The following is a 22785-nucleotide window of genomic DNA, read 5'->3' as shown; positions in this document are numbered from 1 at the left end:
GTGACCTTAACAGCTGATTTATATATCTATAAATCATATTTATTCATTTGGTTATTCGTTATAGAAATATGAAAACCGATTTCTTCCAGGCAAAAAAACAGGCCGTCGAAACGGCCTGAAATCCCCTGCTTTGTGGGTGCCTTGAAAAGATCGCAGCCTGCGGCAGCTCCTACAGGGATCGGCGTATGCACGTAGGAGCTGCCGCAGGCTGCGATCTTCTGACCTTCAACGGTTCGGCTGCGGCGTCAAGCGCAAGTAAGGCTTTACCGCCCGATAGCCCTTGGGAAAACGCTGCTTGATTTCATCCTCATCCTTGAGCGACGGCACGATCACCACCTCATCACCGTCCTGCCAGTTGGCCGGTGTGGCCACCTTGTAGTTGTCGGTGAGTTGCAGCGAGTCGATCACCCGCAGGATTTCATTGAAGTTGCGGCCGGTGCTCGCCGGGTAGGTAATCGTCAGCCGGACCTTTTTGTTCGGGTCGATCACAAACAGCGAGCGCACGGTCAGGGTGTCGTTGGCGTTGGGGTGGATCAGGTCATAGAGATCAGAGACCTTGCGGTCGGCGTCATCCAGGATCGGAAAGTTGACCACGGTATCCTGGGTTTCGTTGATGTCCTCAATCCACTTGTGGTGCGACTCCACCGGATCCACCGACAAGGCGATAGCCTTGACGCCACGCTGGGTGAATTCATCCTTGAGCCTGGCGGTGAAGCCCAGCTCGGTGGTGCACACTGGCGTGAAATCCGCCGGATGGGAAAACAGCACGCCCCAGCTATCGCCCAGCCACTGATGAAAACGGATGATGCCGGCGCTGGAGTTCTGTTCGAAATCGGGGGCGATATCGCCAAGTCTGAGGCCCATGGTGCTGCTCCTTCTGAGTGCTAGATGGGTTCAACTGTGCCTGTGTTTTTTAACTATTAAAAAGAATAAATATCGATTTATTTAGATCATAAAGAAATATTAAAGAACTGTTCACTGGACGTGCACGCACAAGCCGCCGAACATCGGCCACGAGGTTCGAGAAGGCCTTGAGTTGCTGCAAAGAGGGAACTTCAAGGCGGGATTACGGGGGTGAACCCGTCTTGAAAATGTAAAAGCCCCGCCCGGTGCAATACCGGGCGGGGCTTTTTTTGTCTCGATTACGCGAGCGCTATTACAACAGCGGGATCGAGTAGCTGAGGATCACACGGTTTTCGTCCTGCGAACGAGTGTTCGGCAGGTCGGTGCGCCAGGTAGCGTTTTTCCACGCCAGGCCCAGGTTCTTCAGCGGACCTTCCTGAACGACGTAAGCCACGCTCAGATCGCGCTCCCACTCGGAGGCACCATTGGCCGCCTCGCCACCCTTGGCGTTAACGGTATCGATATTGTCGCCATGCAGGTACACCAGACCCGCCGTCAGGCCAGGTACGCCGACCTTGGCGAAGTCATACGCGTAGCGTGCCTGCCAGGTGCGTTCGCCGGCACGGCCGAACTTCTGGATTTGCGAGTCGGTGATGATGTAGGCCGACGATCCGTCGCCCTGGTTCAGCCAAGGGAAGTCGCTGTCGCCGTTGCTGACCTGGTAACCGGCGCCGAAGGTGTGACCGGCAACGGAGTACAGGAACAGGCCGCTGTACAGGTTGTTGTCGACCTTGCCTTTACCGTTGGCTGCACCGCTGTAATTGCCAGTGGTGAAGAACAGAGGGTCGTGACCGTTGGCACCGTCGTCGGAGCTGTTGAAATAACGGAAGTCCGACTTCAACACGCCAGGGCCGATGGCCCAGTTATGCACCAGACCCAGGAAGTGTTGCTTGTAGAACTCTTCCAGGTTGCCATAGTAGTACTGGGCCGTCAGGTCCTTGGTGATCTTGTAGTCGCCACCGGCATAGATGAACTTGTTGCTGTCGCGGAATTTGGGGCCGCGAGTGTTCGCGCCCGAAATCGACATCTGCTCATTGTTGCTGGAGTTACGGCCTTTAACGGCTTCGATCTGGCCACCGACCAGGGTCAGATCCTTGATGTCGCCGGATGTGATCTGGCCACCCTGCCAGGTTTGCGGCAGCAGGCGGCCGTCGTTGGTCACGATCACCGGCAGTTTTGGCTGCAGGGTGCCCAACTTCAGTTCGGTCTGGGAAACCTTGGCTTTGGCGGTCAGGCCCAGGCTGGAGAAATCATCAACCGCCTCGCCGTTGGATTTGCTCGGGAAAACCGTGCCGCCGTAAGAGGTCGCCGTGGCGCCGTTGGTACCGCCACCCGAATCCAGCTTGACGCCCAACAGGCCGATCGCATCGATACCGAAGCCGACGGTGCCTTGGGTGTAACCGGAGATGAAACGCAGGTCGAAGCCTTGGCCCCACTCTTCGTTTTTGTTCGGGCCAGTGCCGTCACGGTAATCGGTGTTGATGTAGAAGTTACGCAGCCCCAGTGTTGCCTTGCTGTCTTCGATAAAACCCGCGGCGTTTGCCTGCTGGGCCAATGCCCCGACGGCCACAGCCATGGCCAAGGTGGACTTGTTCATGTTTCGCTCCTCTCGTTTCTAGTTCTGATGTTCCTGGTCCCGAATCGATTGCCCGGGATCCTGAATGCATAAATTCGCGGCAAACCGTCTAGGACGGTCGTTTGGCGGGCCGCAGGATACATGGCCTTAAAGCCAAAAGAATTTTTTAGCGGTTTTTAATGCCGTTTTGGAATATGACTTCCCACAACAGATCCGAGGTATCGGCAGCGAGGCCAATTCCTGTAACTGATCAATTGTCGAGGGAGGAAAATGCCAAATCCGAGCTCATGGATGAGTGTCGGACAGGTGCACTTTAAGGTGCGGATTAAAAAACCAAAAAGAATAAAAAAGAAATAGAACCTTTTCTTATGGAATATGAAATTCGACGCGAAAAAAAACCCCGCCAATCGACGGGGCTCTTTTCTTACGGCTATTACATGAAGCTGTAGGTGTAGTTGAAGATCAGACGGGTCTGGTCTTGATCGAGGGTGCTGGTGTTGCCACGGTAGGTACCGTGACGCAGCGTCGTACCAAACCCTTTCAGTGCGCCCGTTTGAATCACATAATCAATACGCGCGTCGGTCTCGTGTTCACTCAGGTCTTTACCAACACCGCTGGTAGCCTTGATGTCCTGGCCATTCAAGTAAGCAATCGAAGCTTTCAAGCCTGGTACACCCAGGGAGGCGAAGTCATAGGAGTACTGACCGAACGTGGTGTTTTCACCGGCACGGATAAAGCTGCCAACCGTGGCGTCGGTAAACGAGTAGAAGCTCGCGCCGCCGGCACCTTCTTGACGACCGTTGCTATCAATAAGACTGCCTTGGTTCAAGAAAACGAAGCCGCCGTCATCGCTGACACGCTGATGCCCGAGCAGGAACGCGTTGCCACCCAGGGTATAGGTGAACATGGCGCTCCAGGTCTTGTTATCGACCTCACCCGGGGTCTTGGCGAAACCGTTGTTGTTGTTGAAACGGAAACCCGGATCGCCGTTCTTGCCGTCGGAGCTGCTGTCGAAATAACGGATATCGGTCTTGAACGACTGATTGGCCGCGATCGGGTAGACGTGCACCAGGCCGAGGAAGTTCTGCTTGTAGAAGTCTTCCAGGTTCGCATAGTAGTACTGCAGCAAGAGGTCTTTGGTGACCTTCCAGTCAGCACCGGCGTATTGGAATTTGTTGCTGTCCTGAGTAGCGCCAGCCACAGACAGGCCAGTGGAGTTCGAGGAGGCGCGACCCGACGCGTGCTCCAGTTGACCCAAGTTGAAGGTCACGTTGTCGATTTCTTTGGAGGTGATGGTGCCACCTTCAAAGGTCTGCGGCAGCACACGGCTGTCGTTCGCGATCAGGATCGGCAGGTTAGGTGCCAGAGCGCCACCCAAGTGGGCTTCGGTCTTCGAGAAGCGAGCCTTGACGTTGCCATCCAGACGGCTCCACTCGTTGGCCGCCTCATTGCCATCGCTAGGGAAGAATGAGTTGCTGTTACCTATCGGGTGATGCCCCTTGCCGCCATCCAGGTGGATACCCACAAGAGCCTGGGCGTCGATACCAAAACCTACGGTACCTTGGGTGAAACCGGACAGGTAATCGAACTTCAGACCCTCAGCGGTTTCGCGCTGACGGTTGGCAGGAGTGCTCGCACCTTCACGCATATCGGCGTCGTAATACATGGTGCGAGAGCTGATGGAAGCCTTGCTGTCTTCCAGGAAACCGGCGGCGCCTGCCTGCTGCGCCAAAACCCCTACGGTCACGGCCAGAGCCAAGGTGGACTTGTTCATTGTGTAGCTCCTCTCGATTCTAATTCTTGTATTCCTGGTCTCGAGTCGACGCCCGAAATCCTAAGATGTGCGATTAGCGCCAGAGCGTGACCCACAAGTCAATCGTAACCATGTGTGTCTACGACCATAGTCTAATCCCCCGGTTTTTTGGTCCCTGCAGGGTCATGAATTCGTCATGAACCTGAAAAGAATTACCCGATTCTTTTCCAATACCGTTTAGGAATTTAGCTCCCCACTCCCCAACCATCCCAGAATAGAAGGTTTGGCACATAAGCCAATTCCTAATCGGTATTTATTTTTGATTTTTTAGATCAATTAGTTTCTGACGCAATTTGGAAACAAATCTTATACCGAAAGGCAGCCCCATGACGTCCAAACGCGCACTATCCGGACCAATTGTTACAGTTTGTGTATCGTTCGCATTTTCTTTCACTTTGAGGTCTGGGTGACGCGCAAGGATTACGCCGAAAAACATCCGGAGGTCGTGGCCGGTTCCGCTTTTCCGGATGCCAGGGCGCAACAGAGCGCTGCGCTGCTGGATAGCGGCACGGCCAAGGCGATTGGCGAGGGGGTTTGTCGGAACGCCGCATCACCACAAAGAAGCTCACAGCTAAAACATCAAAGGGCTTTTTCGAAGATCTTCGAATTACGCTGATAGTTGTACAGCGACGCCCGCGCCGACGGTAGCCGGTCGACGCTGCTGGGTTCGAAGCCACGTTCGCGGAACCAGTGCGCAGTGCGGGTGGTGAGGACGAACAAGGTTTTCAACCCCTGAGCCCGCGCGCGGTTTTCAATGCGTTCCAGCAGCTCATCGCCGCGACCGCCATGGCGGTACTCCGGATTTACCGCCAGGCACGCCAGCTCGCCCGCGTCCGAATCGGCGATTTGGTACAGCGCCGCACAGGCGATGATCATGCCTTCGCGTTCAACCACACTGAACTGCTCGATTTCGCGCTCCAGCACCTCACGGGAACGGCGCACCAGGATGCCTTGCTCTTCCAGCGGACTGATCAAGTCCAGCAAACCACCGACGTCTTCAATGGCCGCTTCGCGCACCACTTCGAACTGTTCCTGGGCGACCAGGGTGCCGCCACCGTCGCGGGTGAACAGCTCGGTCAAAAGTGCACCGTCTTCGGCGTAACTGACGATATGGCTACGAGCCACGCCGCCACGGCAAGCTTCGGCCGCGGCATCGAGCAATTCTGCCTGATAGTTGCTGCCCAGCCGTTGCAGATGCGCTGGCACTTGCTGTGGACGCAGTTCGCGCACCAGGCGCCCGTGTTCGTCGATCAGGCCCAGGTCAGCGCCGAACAGCAGCAGCTTGTCCGCCTCCAGATCGATGGCCGCGCGCGTGGCGACGTCTTCGCAAGCGAGGTTGAAAATCTCCCCGGTCGGCGAATAGCCCAGCGGCGACAGCAACACGATGGAGCGCTCGTCCAGCAGACGGTTGATGCCCTTGCGGTCGACCCGGCGCACTTCGCCGGTGTGGTGATAGTCGACGCCTTCGAGCACGCCGATCGGGCGTGCCGTCACCAGGTTGCCGCTGGCCACCCGCAGGCGTGAGCCCTGCATCGGTGACGAAGCCATGTCCATCGACAGGCGAGCCTCAATGGCAATGCGCAACTGGCCGACCGCGTCGATCACGCACTCCAGGGTCGCGGCATCGGTGATGCGCATGCCGTGGTGGTAATGCGGGGTCAGGCCACGGGCCACCAGGCGCGCTTCGATTTGCGGCCGGGAACCGTGAACCAGCACCAGACGCACACCCAGGCTGTGCAACAGCACCAGGTCGTGGACGATATTGCCGAAGTTCGGGTGTTCAACGCCGTCGCCGGGCAGCATGACGACAAAGGTGCAATCGCGGTGGGCGTTGATGTAAGGCGAAGCGTGACGAAGCCAATTGACGTATTCGGGCATGAACCTGGGCCTGTAATAAATAGCAGCCGAAAAAAGGGCGAAACTGAAAACGCACAGCGGGCTGATGGTTATCGTCGGAACAGGCTTGGCGACACGCGCGCTCTCCTCATGAATACGGGTTTGGAAACTGGCAATTTAATCGCGCCCCTGTAGGAGCTGCCGAAGGCTGCGATCTTTTGATCTTTGGCTTTAGAATCAAAATCAAAAGATCGCAGCCTTCGGCAGCTCCTACAAGTGTTGCGTTCAACTGGTTGGCACCGCCGTTTTGGCCGGTGTCAGGCAATAGTGTTCGATCAGTTGCCTTAATAGATGCACCGTAGGCTGCAAACGTGACATTTCGAGGTATTCCCCCGGCTGATGGGCGCAGGCAATATCACCCGGACCAAGCACCAGCGTTTCACAGCCAAGGCGCTGAAGATAAGGTGCTTCGGTGCCGAACGCCACTGCTTCGGCGCTATGACCGGTGAGCTTTTCAGCAAGGCGCACCAGCTCGGCGTCCTCGGCCTGCTCGAACGGCGGCACTTCGGGGAACAACGGCGCGTAATCGATCTTGACCTGATGCCGCTCGGCAACCGGCTTGAGCTTTTGCAGGATCTCGGCGCGCAGGACCTTGGGGTCCATGCCTGGCAACGGCCGCAAATCGAATTCCAGCGAGCACTGGCCGCAAATGCGGTTGGGGTTGTCGCCGCCATGGATACAGCCGAAATTCATCGTTGGTGTCGGCACGCCGAATTGAGGATTGCGGAATTCGCGCTGCCATAACAAGCGCAGGCCACGCAATTCACCGATGGCATCGTGCATGGCTTCCAGGGCGCTATGGCCCAGGCGCGGGTCAGAGGAATGACCGCTCTGCCCCAGGATGTCGATGCGCTCCATCATGATGCCTTTGTGCATGCGGATCGGCTTGAGCCCGGTCGGCTCGCCAATCACCGCCGCCCGCCCCAGCGGTCGCCCCGCTTCGGCCAGCGCGCGGGCGCCGGACATCGAGCTTTCTTCATCGCAGGTGGCGAGAATCAGCAACGGCTGTTTGAACGGCTGATCGAGCAGCGGCTTGACCGCCTCGATGGCCAGGGCGAAAAAACCCTTCATGTCGCAACTGCCCAGGCCGACCCAGCGACCGTCGACTTCAGTCAGCTTCAGCGGGTCGGTTTGCCACAGCGCACCGTCGAACGGCACGGTGTCGCTGTGCCCGGCCAGCACCAGACCGCCGGGGCCGGAACCGAAACTGGCCAGCAAGTTGAACTTGCCGGGGCTGACCTGCTGGATCTCGCAGGTAAAGCCCAGCTCTGCGAGCCACGTCGCCAGCAGATCGATGACCGGGCGATTGGTTTGATCGAGACTGGGTTGGGTGCAACTGACCGACGGTGCAGCGATCAACGCAGCGAATTGTTCTTTCATCGACGGCAATGGCATCGCTGACTCCCGGCACCCGAATTGAAGTCCATCATAGAACCAACCGATGGCAGGAATAAACCGTCGCGACGCGGACTAACCTTGAGTCCTGTACACTGCACGACCTTGGCAGCCACACATTCCCCCGGCTGCGCTCCCGATCCTGGATTTTCCGGCCATGCAGAAAGAAACCGAAATCAAACTCCGCGTCAGCCGCGAAACCCTCGCCGCCCTGCGCGAGCACCCGTTACTGAAAAAACGCAACAAAAGTGGCTGGGAACGCCGTGAGTTGATGAACCAGTACTTCGACACGCCCGAGCGCGACCTGGCCCAGGCCAAAGTCGCACTGCGCCTGCGCAAGGATGGCGAAGAAGTGATTCAGACCCTCAAGACCCGCGGCCAGAGCGTCGCCGGTTTGTCGGTACGTAACGAGTACGACTGGAACCTGCCCAAAGCCAAGCTCGACCTGAAGAAACTCGACGGCGAATGCTGGCCCGAGGAACTGGCCGAACTGGACAAGAAAACCCTGAAGCCGATCTTCACCACCGACTTCGTCCGCGAACGCGCGGAAATCGCCTGGGGCCGCGGCAAGACCAAGGTGGTCATCGAAGCCGCGCTGGACCTGGGCCATGTCGTGGTCGGCAAGCAGAAAGAAGAAATCTGCGAACTGGAACTGGAACTGCGCGAAGGCGAGCCGGCAGCCCTGCTGGAACTGGCCGCCGAACTGGCCGAGAAACTGGCCCTGATGCCATGCGACATCAGCAAGGCCGAGCGCGGTTATCGCCTGTACGACGCCCACAGCTATTCGTTGAGCCTGCCGGCGCCGCAGATCACCGCCGAAACGCCGCTGGACGACGCGTTCACCGCGCTGAGCTGGCATTTGCTCGGCAGCAGCCAGCGTCTGGCCGAGCAGTATCGCTTCAACGGTCACTGGCGCCTGTTGCAGGACTGGGTCGAATGCCTCGCGGAAATGCGCGCGCTGATCAGCAGCCTGGGCCAGGCCGCACCACGTCAGTCGACCCACGACCTGCGGATCGCCCTCGATGCCTTGCTGGAAGACTGGCGCCCGCTGGTCCAGGCCGGCCTGGAAGATGAAGACGTGCGCAAAGCGGCGCCCGAGCAGTTCCTCGAAGAACTCGAAGACCCACGCTGGGGCCTGTTCTCCCTGACCACCTCGCGCTGGCTGCTGGCCCGCACCTGGGCTGCCGACCGCAACACCCGTGGCAATCGCCAGGGCGCTGCGCAACTGGGCAGCTGGTTGCCGCGCCTGCTGGGCGAAGAGGCCAACTCGCTGCAATTGCAGCGCTACCAGCAACAACCGGAAGATCTGGCCGAGCAACTGCCGCGCATCGAACGCATCCAGGTCTGGCTGCACCATGCGCGCAACGTACTGGAGATCCCGGAAATGGATCGCCTGTACGGTGAGCTGAACAAACTGGCGCAACTGGCCAACGAATCGATCACCGACGAAGTCCTGGATGCGCGCAAGCAGCAGGCAATCGCGGTGTATCAGAACCGTGCCTGGAAGATGCTGTTGCGTCTGTAAATCCGCCTTCGCTGCGATGCGGCGACCCGACAAGCCAGCTCCTACAGAGAATCACCGAAACCCTGTAGGAGCTGGCTTGCCAGCGAAGAGGCCAGCTCATTCACCACAAAGTTTCAGACCGGCAAACTGGTGGTCGACTTGATCTCCGACAACGCCACGATCGAATTGACCTCCTGAATCCCCGGCACCATCGACAGCTTCTCGAAGAAGAAGCGCTCGTAGGCCTCGATGTCCGCCGTGACAATCCGCAGCAAGAAATCCACCGCCCCCATCAGCACATAACACTCCAGCACCTCCGGAAAGCCGCGAATCGCCTCGGTGAATTCGGTGAAGTTCGAACGCCCGTGGGCATTGAGTTTCACCTCCGCGAAGATCTGCGTGTTCAGGCCGATTTTCTTGCGGTCGAGCAAAGTCACCTGGCCGCGAATGATGCCCTCCTCTTTCATCCGCTGAATCCGCCGCCAGCACGGCGATTGCGAGAGCCCCACCTGCTCGGCGATCTGTGCGCTGGAAAGCGAAGCATCCTCTTGCAGCAAGGCGAGGATCTTGCGGTCGTAGCCGTCTAGTTCGCTTTGCATAAAAAAACCCTTAACCGAGTAATAAGTGAATTGATTGATTCTTCATTTCTGCAATACAGCCAATCATAGAGAAGAAATACCCGGCACAGGATGTAAACATTTCTCCAATGATTTTGGAGCCAGACCATGCCGTATCTCGAAGCCGTGAACACCCCACCTGCCCGCGCCGATGTCTGGAACGTCGGCAACGCCCATTGCCGGGTTCGCTATCAAATGCTGGCCGAGGCAGAACCGGACCTGCTGTGTCGCACTCTCAATCTGTTCGCTTTGCAATTGCTCACGCCGGAACAGGTCAACGCGCAGCGCCAGGACGACTGGCTGAGCATCGAGATCGTCATCGACGGTTTGAGCTGGCACCGCGCGCAAGTGATTGCGGAAAAACTTCGTAACTTGATCAGCGTCTGCTCGGTGGAGCTGCAAGAAGCTGATTCCACATGGGCCGAAGCGGTTCAAGCGGCGGGCTGAAAGACTCCGAAACGCCTTCGTCGGGTAGTGGCCCAGCGGTCAGCCGGGCCACGGCTATCCTTTGCGCACTGTCGTTCAAAAGGAGCCCGCATGTCCGTACATCTCGCCTTTCAGGACCGCTGGCTGGATCTCAATGACCTGCTGCGCGAACTGGTCGCCCAGGGCTTTATCAGTCAGGATTCGGCCGAACACGCGCTCAATGCCCGCCGCCGCAACGCCTCCCTTGGGCAGATGCATCCGCTGGAGTTCATTGCCAGCCAACAGCTGGACGATCTCAGCCGTCCCGGCAAACCGCTGGACCTCGAGAGCCTGACCCTGTGGCTATCCCGGCAGGCCAGCCAGCCTTACCTGCGCATCGACCCACTGAAAATCAATGTCGCGGCCGTGACCCCGCTGATGTCCTATGCCTTCGCCCAGCGCCACAAGATCCTCGCGGTAGCGATCGACCGCGAGGCGGTCACCGTGGCCAGCGCCCAGCCTTATGTCAGCGGCTGGGAGGCTGACCTGACCCACGTGCTCAAATTGCCGATCAAGCGCGTGGTGGCCAACCCGGTGGACATACAGCGCTTCAGCGTCGAATTCTTCCGCCTGGCCAAATCGGTCACCGGTGCGAACAGCGCCGACCCGCAAGTCAGTACCCTCGGCAATTTCGAGCAGTTGCTCAACCTCGGCGCCAGCGACCAGGAGCCGGACGCCAACGACGCACACATCGTCAACATCGTCGACTGGCTGTTCCAGTACGCGTTCCAGCAGCGCGCCAGCGACATCCACATCGAGCCTCGGCGCGAGCAAGGCACGGTGCGCTTTCGCATCGACGGTGTGCTGCACAACGTCTATCAATTCCCACCCCAGGTCACCATGGCCATCGTCAGTCGCCTGAAAACCCTGGGGCGCATGAACGTCGCGGAGAAACGCAAACCCCAGGACGGCCGGGTGAAAACCAAGACCCCGGACGGCGGTGAAGTCGAACTGCGCTTGTCGACACTGCCCACGGCCTTCGGCGAAAAAATGGTCATGCGGATCTTCGATCCGGAAGTCCTGCTAAAGGACTTCGACCAGCTTGGTTTTTCCGCCGACGACCTGCGCCGCTGGCAGGACATGACCCGCCAGCCCCACGGCATCATCCTCGTCACCGGGCCGACAGGTTCGGGCAAAACCACAACCCTCTACACCACCCTGAAAAAACTGGCGACGCCGGAGGTCAACCTCTGCACCATCGAAGACCCGATCGAAATGGTCGAGCCGGCGTTCAACCAGATGCAGGTCCAGCACAACATCGACCTGACCTTCGCCGCCGGCGTGCGCGCGCTGATGCGGCAAGACCCGGACATCATCATGATCGGCGAGATCCGCGACCTCGAGACCGCGGAGATGGCGATCCAGGCGGCGCTCACCGGGCACCTGGTGCTGTCGACCCTGCACACCAACGACGCGCCCAGCGCCATCAGCCGCCTGCTGGAACTCGGCGTGCCGCATTACCTGATCAAGGCCACAGTGCTTGGCGTCATGGCCCAGCGACTGGTGCGAACCCTGTGCCCGCACTGCAAGGCGCCGCTGACGCTGGGCGAAGACGACTGGCAAACCCTGACCCGGCCCTGGCAAGCACCGTTGCCGGCCAATGCCCAGCGTGCCATCGGTTGCCTGGAATGCCGCGACACCGGTTATCACGGTCGCGCCGGGGTCTACGAAATCATGCAGCTCAGCGACAGCATCAAAGCGCTGATCAGTCCCGACACCGATCTGCTGGCCGTGCGGCGGCAGGCATTCAAGGAAGGCATGCGCAGCCTGCGGCTGTCAGGAGCGCAAAAGGTCGCCGCCGGGCTGACGACCATTGAGGAAGTTCTGCGGGTGACGCCCCAGAGCGAGCAGAGCTGAGCCCGGCTGTACTTATCCGGCATCGGCACAGCTACACTCCAGCGATTGCAACTCCACAGATCCACACATCAACAAGGAATCGTTATGCAGATCGGTAGTGTGCTTTTGCTTTTTGTCGGCCTGGTGGTCGCCATTCTGTTCATGGGTTTCAAGGTCGTGCCCCAGGGCTTTGAATGGACCGTCGAGCGTTTCGGTCGCTACACCAACACGCTCAAGCCAGGGCTGAACGTCATCATTCCGGTCATGGACCGCATCGGGCGCAAGATGAATGTGATGGAAAGCGTGCTGGATATTCCGCCGCAGGAAGTCATCACCTCCGACAACGCCACGGTGCAAATCGACGCCGTGTGTTTCTTCCAGGTGGTCAACACGGCCCAGGCCGCCTACGAGGTGAACAACCTCGAACATGCCATCCGCAACCTGCTGCAAACCAACATCCGTACGGTACTCGGCTCGATGGAACTCGACGCCATGCTCAGCCAACGTGACGGGATCAACGAAAAACTGTTGCGCACTGTCGACGAAGCGACCGCGCCGTGGGGCATCAAGATCACCCGGATCGAGATCAAGGACATCAGCCCACCCGCCGACCTGATGGCGGCGATGTCGGGGCAGATGAAAGCCGAACGGATCAAGCGTGCCCAGATCCTCGAGGCCGAGGGCCTGCGCGCCGCAGCGATCCTGACCGCCGAAGGCAAGAAGCAGGCGCAGATCCTCGAAGCCGAAGGCAGTCGCCAGGCCGCCTTCCTGGAGTCCGAAGCCCGCGAGCGGCAAGCCGCGGCAGAAGCCCAGGCGACCAAAGTGGTGTCCGAAGCCATCGCCAGCGGCAACGTGCAAGCGGTCAACTACTTCGTGGCGCAGAAGTACATCGATGCGCTGGGCAAGCTGGCTTCGGCCAACAACAGCAAAGTGATCCTGATGCCGCTCGAGGCCAGTTCAATGATCGGCGCAGTCGGTGGCATTGGCGAAATCGTCAAGGCCACTTTCGATAACAAGAAAGCCTGAGGCGCGCCATGTGGGCATTTTTGCAGCACCTTTCGTTCTGGGACTGGTTGGCGCTGGGCACGGTGCTGTTGATTCTCGAAGTGTTCGGCGCCGGCGGTTACCTGCTGTGGATCGGCATGGCCGCGGCAGCCGTGGGCGTCTTGACCTTCCTGCTGCCGAGCTTGTCCTGGGAATGGCAGTTTCTGTTGTTCGGCCTGCTGTCGATCACCACCGCGTTGTACTGGTGGCGGCGTCAGCGCACGGCGATGCGTCCGAGCGATCAGCCGCACCTGAATCTGCGCGGCCAGGAACTGATCGGCAAAACCTTTGTGGTGCATGAAGCGATTATCGACGGTCGCGGCAAAATCAAGGTGGCCGACGGCGTGTGGATGGCCCGAGGACCGGACGCTGCACTAGGTAGCCGCGTGCGGGTGGTTGGCCAGCAAGGCGCGATCCTGCTGGTCGAAGCAGCGGAATAGGCGACCACGGAACTCGATTGGGGGTTGGCAATCCAACCGCGTAGTCAACCCAGTGGAGTCACCCTGTCATGCGTTTCAAACTTGCTGTCGCTACCGTCGCGCTGTTGTCCCTGCCTGTCGGTTCGGCGATGGCCGATACTTTTTGGCGTAACGTTCTTACCTCCGGTGCAACCACCGGTTCGAGCTATCTGACATCCAAGGATAACAAGATGGTCGTCGCGGCCCAGGACGATGCCAGCAGCTTCGTCGCCAGTGATGGCAGTATCCGCGGCCCGTACCTGGAAGCGGCCATGCAGAAAGTCCGCGCCGACAATCCTGGCCTGCAAGCCACGGACATGGAGTTGGCGAACGCGATTCTGGCGAAGAATGCCGTGGCTTCGAAGTAAGCGTTGCGAATGAAAAATGCCGCTCACATGAGCGGCATTTTTTTGCCCCGAGATTACAAACCCCACGTTCACCGAGCCTCCCTGTAGGAGCGAGCCTGCTCGCGATAGCGGTGGATCAGTGAAATATTCAGTGACTGTCACACCGCATTCGCGAGCAGGCTCGCTCCCACAGGGGTTACGTGCATCCAGAAGTGTCAGCGGTAATCATCCACCGGCACACAGGCACAAAACAGATTCCGGTCCCCATACACATTGTCCACCCGGTTCACTACCGGCCAATACTTGTGAGCCTTGGTGTGCGCGTCCGGCGTGACCGCTTGCACGATGCTGTACGGCCGCTCCCACACGCCGGTGATGTCGGCCAACGTATGCGGCGCACCTTTCAACGGGTTCTCTTCAGCCGGCCAGTTACCATTTTGCACCTCGTTGATTTCCGCGCGGATGCTCAGCATCGCCCCGATGAAACGGTCCAGTTCCGCCTTCGATTCACTTTCGGTCGGCTCGACCATCAGCGTCCCCGGCACCGGAAACGACATGGTCGGGGCATGGAAGCCGTAGTCCATCAGGCGCTTGGCCACGTCCTCTTCGGTAATGCCGGTCAACGCCTTGAGCGGTCGCAGGTCGAGGATGCATTCGTGGGCCACCCGCTCGTTGCGCCCGGTGTAGAGCACCGGGAAGGCACCGGACAAATGCCGCGCCAGGTAGTTCGCGGCGAGGATCGCCACTTCGCTGGCGTCCGCCAGTTGCGGCCCCATCATGGCGATGTACATCCAGCTGATCGGCAGAATGCTTGCGCTGCCCCAGGGCGCTGCGCTGACGGCGCCATTTTGCGGGTGCGGTCCGTCGATCGGCACCACCGGATGGTTGGCCACGAACGGCGCCAGATGCGCCCGAACACCAATCGGCCCCATGCCCGGCCCACCGCCACCATGGGGAATGCAGAAGGTCTTGTGCAGGTTCATGTGCGAGACATCGGCGCCAATATCGGCCGGCCGCGCCAGCCCGACCTGGGCGTTGAGGTTGGCGCCATCCATGTACACCTGACCGCCGTGATGGTGGATCACTTCACAGATTTCGCTGATGCCTTCCTCATACACGCCATGGGTCGAAGGATAGGTCGCCATCAGGCAGGCAAGTTTGTCTGCCGCCTGCGCGGCTTTTTCCTTGAGGTCATCAAGGTCGACGTTGCCCGCCTCGTCACATTCGACGATCACCACGCGCATCCCGGCCATTTGCGCCGACGCGGGATTGGTGCCGTGAGCCGACGAAGGAATCAGGCAAATGTCGCGGCCACCCTGTTGACGGCTCTCATGGTATTTGCGGATCGCCAGCAGCCCGGCGTATTCGCCCTGAGCACCGGAGTTGGGCTGCATGCAGATCGCGTCGAAACCGGTGATCGCGCACAGCCAGCGTTCCAGTTCTTCGATCATCAGCCCGTACCCGACGGCCTGTTCCTTGGGCACGAACGGATGCAGGTTGGCGAACTGCGGCCAGGTAATCGGGATCATCTCGCTGGTGGCATTGAGCTTCATGGTGCAGGAGCCCAGCGGGATCATCGATTGATTGAGCGCCAGGTCCTTGTTTTCCAATTGCTTGAGGTAGCGCAGCATCTCGGTTTCGCTGTGATGGGCGCTGAACACCGGATGGCGCAGATAAGGCGAAGTTCGCGCCAGCCCTTCGGGAATTCCGCCAGGCAAGACTTCGGCATCCAGGGCGTCGATGCTGAGCCCGTGATCGGCCCCCAGAAACACGTCGAACAGCTTCGCCACGGTGCCTTCGTCGCAGGCCTCGTCGAGGCTCAGGCCCAGTTGGCCGCGCCCGAGAATGCGCAGGTTGATCTGTGCGGCCCGGGCACTTTCGATGATCGCTGTCTGGGCTCCGCCGACCTCCAGCGTCAGGGTGTCGAAGAAGTGCCGGTTGACCCGGGTGATACCGTTGCGTTCAAGCCCGGCGGCAAGGATGCAGGTCAGTCGATGAACCCGCTGGGCGATCCGCTTGAGCCCTTCCGGGCCGTGGTAGACCGCATAGAAACTGGCGATATTGGCCAGCAGCACCTGGGCCGTGCAGATATTGGAGTTGGCCTTCTCCCGGCGGATGTGTTGCTCGCGGGTTTGCAGGGCCATGCGCAGGGCGGTGTTGCCCCGCGCATCTTTTGAAACACCGATGATCCGCCCGGGAATCGCTCGCTTGTATTCATCGCGACTGGCAAAAAATGCCGCGTGCGGCCCGCCGTAACCCATGGGCACGCCAAATCGCTGGGACGAGCCGAACACCACATCGGCACCCAGTTCACCCGGCGGGGTCAGCAACAACAGGCTCAGCAAATCCGTGGCGACACATACCAGGGCCTGTTGCGCGTGCAGGTGATCAACCAGCGGCCGCAGGTCGTGGATTTCACCGTGGGTGTCGGGGTATTGCAGCAGCGCGCCGAACACCTGGTGCTGCTTCAAGTTATCCACAGCGTCGACGATCAGCTCGAAGCCGAAACCTTCAGCGCGGGTCTGCACCACGGAAATGGTTTGCGGGTGGCAGTTTTCGTCGACAAAGAACAGGTTGCTTTTGGACTTGGCGACCCGCTTGGCCAGGGCCATGGCCTCCGCCGCGGCGGTGGCCTCATCGAGCAGAGAGGCATTGGCCAGTTCCAGACCGGTCAGGTCGATGGTCAGTTGCTGGAAGTTCAGCAGCGCCTCGAGCCGCCCTTGTGCGATCTCCGGCTGATAGGGGGTGTATGCGGTGTACCAGCCGGGATTTTCCAGCACGTTACGCAATATGACGGCCGGTGTGAGGGTGCCGTGGTAGCCCATGCCGATCAGGCTGGTCCAGACCTGGTTCTGCTCGGCATAACCACGCAGCTTGGCCAGCGCGGCCTCTTCATCGAGTGCCGGGGGCAGGTCCAGCGCCCGGTTGAGGCGGATGCCCGGCGGCACCGTTTGCTCGATCAATTCGACCCGACTGCCCAGGCCGAGGCTGTCGAGCATCGCCTGTTGCTCGGCGGCATCGGGTCCGAGGTGACGGCGCAGAAAGGCATTGGGGTCGCGTAACTGGCTCAGGGACGGCAATTGGGACATGACGGGCTCTCTCTTGACTGGCGCTCGGCGTCGATGCAACACGGTCAAAACAGCATAGCAGTCGATCTTCGCGTGGATGACGTGGCGCGGTCGACCAATCCGGATCATCATGTCCGTCGCCAACTTAATGTCCGCTGATCGGGTGACTGTATCCATGAGCCAACTGCCTTTCCTGCCGTTTTCCAAACCCACCATCGATGAAGCCACGATTGCCACCGTCGGCGAGGTATTGCGCTCGGGCTGGATTACCAGCGGCCCCAAGGTCCAGGCCTTCGAAGCGCAACTTTCGGAGTATTTCGGTGGGCGCCCGGTACGCACCTTCAATTCCGGCACCTGCACCATGGAAATCGCCTTGCGCATTGCCGGGGTCGGGCCGGGCGATGAAGTGATCACTACGCCGATTTCCTGGGTGGCCACCGCCAACGTCATTCTGGAGGTCGGCGCCACCCCGGTGTTTGCCGACATCGACCCGGTGACCCGCAACATCGATCTGGATCAGCTGGAAGCGGCGATTACCCCCCGCACCAAAGCCATCATCCCGGTGTACCTCGCCGGGTTGCCGGTGGACATGACGCGGTTGTACGCCCTGGCGAAAAAGCACGGCCTGCGGATCGTCGAAGATGCGGCCCAGGCACTCGGCTCCAGCTGGAACGGCCAGCGCATTGGCTCGACGGGGGATTTCGTGTCCTTCAGTTTCCAGGCGAACAAAAACGTCACCTCCTCCGAGGGCGGTTGCCTGGTGCTGAATACGGCCGAAGAAGTACGACTGGCAGAGAAGTACCGGCTGCAGGGCGTTACCCGCAACGGCTTCGATGGCCTGGACGTCGACGTGCTGGGTGGCAAATTCAACATGACCGACGTTGCGGCGGCCATTGGTCTGGGTCAGTTCGCCCATATCGACGCGCTCACCGCTCATCGCCGTGACCTGGCCCGGCACTATTTCGCCTGCTTTGGCGAGGATTTCGAAGCGCAGTACGGGGCGCAACTGCCTCCGGCGGATTTCACCCAAAGCAATTGGCATTTGTTCCAGCTGGTATTACCGGAACGTACAGACGGCAAACCGGCGCGGGCGACTTTCATGGAGCAGATGCAGGCATTGGGTGTCGGGATCGGCTATCACTACCCGCCGATTCACCTGTTGAGCCTGTACCGCGAGCGCGGTTTCAAGGAGGGCATGTTCCCGGTCGCTGAGCGGGTCGGTCGGCTGATTGTCTCGCTGCCGATGTTCACGGCGATGAGCAAAGCCGATGTCGAGCGTTCGGTGGCGGCGGTGAAGGCCGTACTCAAGCCTTGAACCATCCGTGTAGGAGCCGGCAGCATCCAGCAGCTTTTCCAGGTCTGCAGCGTTGCTTGGCTTGAGCTTGAAGATCCACGCGCCGTACGGGTCGCTGTTGAGCAGTTCCGGCGAAGCGCTCAGCTCTTCGTTGACCGCGATCACTTCACCGGCAATCGGGGAGTAGATGTCGGAAGCGGCTTTGACCGATTCAACGACACCAGCCTGATCTTCAGCGGCAAACACGTTGCCGACTTCAGTCAGCTCGACAAATACCACATCACCCAGCGCTTCCTGCGCGTGATCGCTGATGCCCACGGTGACGGTGCCATCGGCTTCCAGACGTGCCCATTCGTGACTTTCGGCAAAACGCAGGTTGGCAGGGATATCGCTCATGTTCTGTGTCCTCAGGAAAAGGGTCGGCGGGCATGCCCGCCAGAAAAGGTTAGATCAAGGTTTTGCCGTGACGTACGAAGGTCGGTTTGACCACTCGGACCGGGTACCACTTGCCACGGATTTCCACTTCAGCGCGGTCGGCAGTAGCCATCGGCACGCGCGCCAGTGCAATCGACTTGCTTAGCGTAGGAGAGAAACTACCACTGGTGATCTCCCCTTCGCCAACATCGGCGATACGGACCACCTGATGAGCACGTAAAACCCCGCGCTCCTCAAGGACCAGACCGACCAGTTTGTGCTGCACACCGGCGGCCTTTTCGGCTTCCAGGGCCTTGCGCCCGATGAACTGCCGGGTGGCAGGCTCCCAGGCGATGGTCCAGGCCATATTGGAGGCCAATGGTGAAACATCTTGCTGGATGTCCTGACCGTAAAGGTTCATGCCGGCTTCGACCCGCAAGGTATCCCGTGCGCCAAGGCCGATGGGAGAAATCCCGGCTCCGACCAGATCGTTGAAAAAGCCGGGCGCCTGATCAGCGGGCAGAATGATTTCCAGGCCGTCTTCGCCGGTATAACCGGTGCGCGCGATGAACCAGTCACCATCGGGCAGGCCTTCGAAGGGTTTGAGTAGCTGGATCAGGTTGCCGCGGGACTGGCTGACCAGCTCGGCAATTTTCTGCCGGGCGTGGGGGCCCTGGATGGCCAGCATCGCCAACTCGGAACGTTCGCGAAGTTGCACGTCGAAACCGTCGAGATGAGCTTGCATCCAGGCTATGTCCTGATCGCGAGTGGAGGCGTTGACCACCAGGCGATAACCCGCATCGAGACGGTAGACGATCATGTCGTCGACGATCCCGCCCTGCTCGTTGAGCATGGTGCTGTACAACGCACGGCCGGGGCTGTGCAGGCGTTCGACATCATTGGCCAGCAAATGCTGAAGCCAGGCTTTTGCCTGGGAGCCACCGACGTCGATCACGGTCATGTGGGATACATCGAAGACACCGCAATCGCGGCGCACCTGATGGTGTTCCTCGACCTGCGATCCATAATGCAGAGGCATGTCCCAACCGCCAAAATCGACCATCTTCGCGCCAAGTGCGAGATGAAGGTCATACAGAGGCGTACGCTGTCCCATGGGTTTCTCCTTCCGGGCGTGGCGAAGGTGCGGGCAGGTGCTGCACGGACTGAATGCCTTGAAACAAGGGCCTTCAGCCGCTTTCAGCTACCTGGTCTGTCAGACGGACCGCACCGAATGCCGCGCATTGTAGCCGCAAGGTGTAGGACTGACACCTAGCTGTTTCGATGTGCTGAACGCCGAATCAACCCGATGACCGGTAACAGCCCGACCAGCACCAGGGTCAATGCCGGCAAAGACGCCCGCGCCCATTCGCCTTCGCTGGTCATTTCGAAGATTCGCACCGCCAGCGTGTCCCAGCCAAACGGGCGCATCAGCAAGGTTGCGGGCATTTCCTTGAGCACATCGACGAACACCAGCAGCGCGGCGCTCAGCGTGCCGGGTAATAACAACGGTAGATACACTTTGAAAAACAGTCGTGGCCCACTGACGCCCAGGCTACGTGCCGCTTCGGGCAAAGATGGCCGTATACGTGCCAGACTGCTTTCCAGTGGCCCATAGGCCACCGCAATGAAGCGCACCAGATAGGCCAGCAACAACGCCGACAGACTGCCCAGCAGCAGCGGCTTGCCCGCGCCACCGAGCCAGCCCGAGAGCGGGATCACCAGCTCGCGATCCAGGTAACTGAACGCCAGCATGATCGACACCGCCAGCACCGAACCGGGCAAGGCGTAACCCAGGTTGGCCAGACTGACCCCGGAACGAATGACCCGGGTGGGCGCCAGTCGTCGGGCGAATGCCAGTAACAAGGCAACGCTTACGGTGATCAACGCCGCCATCGCCCCCAAATACAAGGTATGGACGATCAACCCGGTATAACGCTCGTCGAGATCGAAGCGCCCACGCTGCCAGAACCACACCATCAGTTGCAGCATTGGAATGACAAAGGCGCAGGCAAATACCAGCCCGCACCATGTCACGGCTGCCAGTGCCTTGAAGCCTCGCAGGTGATACAGCGCCTTGACCCGTGGTCGCTCGTTGCTCGCCCGGTTGGCCCCGCGAGCACGCCGTTCGCCATACAGTACTAGCATCACCACCAGCAGTAGCAAACTGGCCAGTTGCGCGGCGGACGACAGACTGAAAAAACCGTACCAGGTCTTGTAGATGGCCGTGGTGAAGGTATCGAAATTGAACACCGACACGGCGCCGAAGTCCGCCAGGGTTTCCATCAGTGCCAATGCCACCCCTGCACCGATGGCTGGCCGCGCCATGGGCAGAGCTACCCGCCAGAACGCTTGCCAGGGCGATTGGCCAAGGACCCGCGCCGCCTCCATCAGGCCTTTGCCCTGGGCGAGGAAGGCCGTACGGGCCAGCAGATATACATAGGGATAGAAAACCAGCACCAACACCACAATCACCCCGCCCGTGGAGCGCACGCGTGGCAGTCGCAGACCACTACCGAACCACTCGCGCAGCAGGCTTTGCACGGGCCCGGCGAAATCCAGCAGGCCGACAAACACGAACGCCAGCACGTAGGCCGGTATCGCGAAGGGCAGCATCAGCGCCCAATCGAGCCAGCGCCTGCCGGGGAATTCACAAAGGCTGGTCAGCCAGGCGAGGCTGACGCCCAGCAGGGTGACTCCCGCACCGACACCAAGCACCAGCGTCAGCGTGTTGCCCAGCAGGCGCGGCATCTGCGTGTCCCACAGGTGGGACCAGATTTGAACGTCGATGGTTTGCCAGGAAAGCAGCAGAACGCTCAGGGGCAACAGGACCAAAGCCGCGATGGCGAAGACGACTGGATACCAGCGGCGTTGGGCGGGATGGGCCAAGGAAAAGCTCTCTGGATAAATCTTGGAGTTTAGGGAAAACGCAAAAAGATCGCAGCCTGCGGCAGCTCCTACATTGGGTTGATGATCACCCTGTAGGAGCTGCCGCAGGCTGCGATCTTTAGCTTTTTTAAAACCGACTCAGTTCCAGCCAGCCCTGTCCATCATGCGGATCGCTTCAGCCTGGCGCTTGCCGGCAATTTCCACCGGCAAGGTATCGGCAATGAATTTGCCCCAGGCCGCCACTTCTTCAGAAGGTGCCACCGCCGGGTTGGCCGGGAACTCCTGGTTCACGTCGGCAAAGATTTTCTGCGCTTCAGGGGTGGTCATCCACTCCACCAGGGCCTTGGCCGCTTCCGGGTGTGGCGCGTGTTGTGTCAGGCCGATACCTGACAGGTTGATGTGTACGCCACGGTCAGCCTGGTTCGGCCAGAACAGTTTCACCGGCAGGTCTGGTTTCTGCTTGTGCAGGCGACCGTAGTAGTAGGTGTTGACGATTCCAACGTCGCACTGGCCGGCGTTGATCGCTTCCAGCACGGCGGTGTCGTCGGAGAACACGTCGGTGGACAGGTTCTTGACCCAGCCCTTGAGGATTTCCTCGGTCTTCTCGGCGCCGTGCACTTCGATCATGGTCGCGGTCAGGGACTGGTTGTAGACCTTCTTCGCCGTGCGCAGGCACAGGCGGCCTTCCCATTGCTTGTCGGCCAGCGCTTCGTAGGTGGTCAGTTCACCCGGCTTTACCCGATCAGTGGAGTAGGCAATGGTCCGCGCCCGCAGGCTCAGGCCAGTCCAGGCATGAGAGGCGGCCCGGTATTGCAGCGGAATGTTGGCGTCGATGGTTTTCGAGGTGAACGGCTGGAGGATGCCCATCTGCTCGGCTTGCCAGAGGTTGCCGGCATCGACGGTGAGCAGCAGGTCGGCCGGCGTATTCGCGCCCTCGGCCTTGAGCCGCTGCATCAGCGGCGCCTCCTTGTCGGTGATGAACTTCACCTTAACGCCGGTCTTGGCGGTGTAGGCATCGAATACTGGTTTGATCAGCTCGTCGATACGCGAGGAGTAGACCACCACCTCGTCAGCAGCCTGGGCGGCGGTGCTGCCGATCAGGGTCAGGGCCAGTGCGGTCAGTAGACGCTTTGGTGCCAACATGGGAGCGGTCCCTCGATTGAAAATGAGGGCAAATGATAAGGACTCACATTTACCTTCTCAATCGAACCTGTCCGCGGAGGAGTTACCAGATGTTGCGCAGGCGTTAAAATTTACCGCGTTCCATGT

Annotated in this window: 17 protein-coding genes and 2 pseudogenes; 8 read left to right on the top strand and 11 right to left on the bottom strand. The window is 59.8% G+C overall.

Annotated features, from left to right (window positions below):
- Positions 1-225 precede the first annotated feature (225 nt).
- The 3 genes from AC1DWG_RS01710 to AC1DWG_RS01700 form a co-directional block, all read right to left on the bottom strand.
- Positions 226-864: a peroxiredoxin gene (locus tag AC1DWG_RS01710; protein ID WP_477762986.1), complete on the bottom strand. Its 639-nt coding sequence runs from the start codon at positions 862-864 to the stop codon at positions 226-228.
- A 292-nt stretch (positions 865-1156) separates the two neighbouring features.
- The gene (locus AC1DWG_RS01705; protein WP_477762987.1) at positions 1157-2500 is read right to left on the bottom strand and encodes an OprD family porin; all 1344 of its coding nucleotides are present in this window, start codon (positions 2498-2500) and stop codon (positions 1157-1159) included.
- A 412-nt stretch (positions 2501-2912) separates the two neighbouring features.
- On the bottom strand, positions 2913-4253 hold the full coding sequence (locus AC1DWG_RS01700) for an OprD family outer membrane porin (protein ID WP_057398764.1): 1341 nt from the start codon (positions 4251-4253) through the stop codon (positions 2913-2915).
- Between the two features lie 433 nt (positions 4254-4686).
- On the opposite strand from AC1DWG_RS01700, the pseudogene tauA reads away from it, so the two are divergent.
- Positions 4687-4821 (top strand): annotated as a pseudogene (gene tauA / locus AC1DWG_RS01695) (taurine ABC transporter substrate-binding protein); the annotation flags it as partial.
- A 50-nt stretch (positions 4822-4871) separates the two neighbouring features.
- Here the strand turns inward: tauA and argA are convergent.
- Together argA and argE are read right to left on the bottom strand one after the other, a co-directional pair.
- Positions 4872-6170, bottom strand: coding sequence for an amino-acid N-acetyltransferase (gene argA, locus AC1DWG_RS01690; RefSeq protein ID WP_477762988.1), 1299 nt, complete (start codon positions 6168-6170; stop codon positions 4872-4874).
- A 243-nt stretch (positions 6171-6413) separates the two neighbouring features.
- Positions 6414-7583 carry an acetylornithine deacetylase gene (argE, locus tag AC1DWG_RS01685; protein WP_477762989.1) on the bottom strand — a complete coding sequence of 390 codons (1170 nt, stop codon included), beginning with the start codon at positions 7581-7583 and terminating at the stop codon, positions 6414-6416.
- Between the two features lie 157 nt (positions 7584-7740).
- On the opposite strand from argE, the gene AC1DWG_RS01680 reads away from it, so the two are divergent.
- Positions 7741-9108: a CYTH domain-containing protein gene (locus tag AC1DWG_RS01680; protein WP_477787156.1), complete on the top strand. Its 1368-nt coding sequence runs from the start codon at positions 7741-7743 to the stop codon at positions 9106-9108.
- A gap of 113 nt (positions 9109-9221) precedes the next feature.
- Here AC1DWG_RS01680 and AC1DWG_RS01675 read toward each other — a convergent pair whose 3' ends face one another.
- Positions 9222-9686, bottom strand: a complete 465-nt coding sequence (locus AC1DWG_RS01675; RefSeq protein ID WP_057398760.1) for an Lrp/AsnC family transcriptional regulator — start codon at positions 9684-9686, stop codon at positions 9222-9224.
- Between the two features lie 126 nt (positions 9687-9812).
- On the opposite strand from AC1DWG_RS01675, the gene AC1DWG_RS01670 reads away from it, so the two are divergent.
- The 5 genes from AC1DWG_RS01670 (at position 9813) to AC1DWG_RS01650 (ending at position 13875) form a co-directional block, all read left to right on the top strand.
- Entirely contained in the window at positions 9813-10151 is a 339-nt protein-coding gene (locus AC1DWG_RS01670; protein WP_477762991.1) for a hypothetical protein, read from the top strand.
- A 90-nt stretch (positions 10152-10241) separates the two neighbouring features.
- On the top strand, positions 10242-12026 hold the full coding sequence (tfpB, locus tag AC1DWG_RS01665) for a type IV pilus assembly ATPase TfpB (RefSeq protein WP_477787155.1): 1785 nt from the start codon (positions 10242-10244) through the stop codon (positions 12024-12026).
- An 84-nt stretch (positions 12027-12110) separates the two neighbouring features.
- On the top strand, positions 12111-13031 hold the full coding sequence (locus tag AC1DWG_RS01660; protein ID WP_046039079.1) for an SPFH domain-containing protein: 921 nt from the start codon (positions 12111-12113) through the stop codon (positions 13029-13031).
- An 8-nt stretch (positions 13032-13039) separates the two neighbouring features.
- Entirely contained in the window at positions 13040-13489 is a 450-nt protein-coding gene (locus AC1DWG_RS01655; protein ID WP_477759739.1) for an NfeD family protein, read from the top strand.
- 68 nt (positions 13490-13557) lie between these two features.
- Positions 13558-13875: a DUF2388 domain-containing protein gene (locus AC1DWG_RS01650; protein ID WP_477753086.1), complete on the top strand. Its 318-nt coding sequence runs from the start codon at positions 13558-13560 to the stop codon at positions 13873-13875.
- A 194-nt stretch (positions 13876-14069) separates the two neighbouring features.
- Here the strand turns inward: AC1DWG_RS01650 and gcvP are convergent, their stop codons facing one another.
- Positions 14070-16943, bottom strand: a complete 2874-nt coding sequence (gcvP, locus tag AC1DWG_RS01645; RefSeq protein WP_477762993.1) for an aminomethyl-transferring glycine dehydrogenase — start codon at positions 16941-16943, stop codon at positions 14070-14072.
- Between the two features lie 154 nt (positions 16944-17097).
- Between gcvP and AC1DWG_RS01640 the strand changes: the two genes are divergently transcribed.
- Positions 17098-18237: a DegT/DnrJ/EryC1/StrS family aminotransferase gene (locus AC1DWG_RS01640; protein ID WP_477787154.1), complete on the top strand. Its 1140-nt coding sequence runs from the start codon at positions 17098-17100 to the stop codon at positions 18235-18237.
- 15 nt (positions 18238-18252) lie between these two features.
- Here AC1DWG_RS01640 and gcvH read toward each other — a convergent pair.
- The 4 genes and pseudogenes from gcvH to AC1DWG_RS01620 form a co-directional block, all read right to left on the bottom strand.
- Positions 18253-18612 (bottom strand): annotated as a pseudogene (gcvH, locus tag AC1DWG_RS01635) (glycine cleavage system protein GcvH); the annotation flags it as partial.
- Positions 18613-18661: 49 nt separating this feature from the next.
- Entirely contained in the window at positions 18662-19744 is a 1083-nt protein-coding gene (gene gcvT, locus AC1DWG_RS01630; RefSeq protein ID WP_477762995.1) for a glycine cleavage system aminomethyltransferase GcvT, read from the bottom strand.
- A 155-nt stretch (positions 19745-19899) separates the two neighbouring features.
- Positions 19900-21516, bottom strand: a complete 1617-nt coding sequence (locus AC1DWG_RS01625; RefSeq protein ID WP_477753091.1) for an ABC transporter permease — start codon at positions 21514-21516, stop codon at positions 19900-19902.
- 138 nt (positions 21517-21654) lie between these two features.
- The gene (locus AC1DWG_RS01620) at positions 21655-22659 is read right to left on the bottom strand and encodes an extracellular solute-binding protein (RefSeq protein WP_477762996.1); all 1005 of its coding nucleotides are present in this window, start codon (positions 22657-22659) and stop codon (positions 21655-21657) included.
- Positions 22660-22785: the final 126 nt, after the last annotated feature.

The sequence above is a fragment of the Pseudomonas sp. P4_B3 genome, assembly GCF_056402295.1.
The sequence above is the reverse complement of the archived record's forward strand: the minus strand, read 5'-3'. Positions and strand labels throughout refer to the sequence as shown.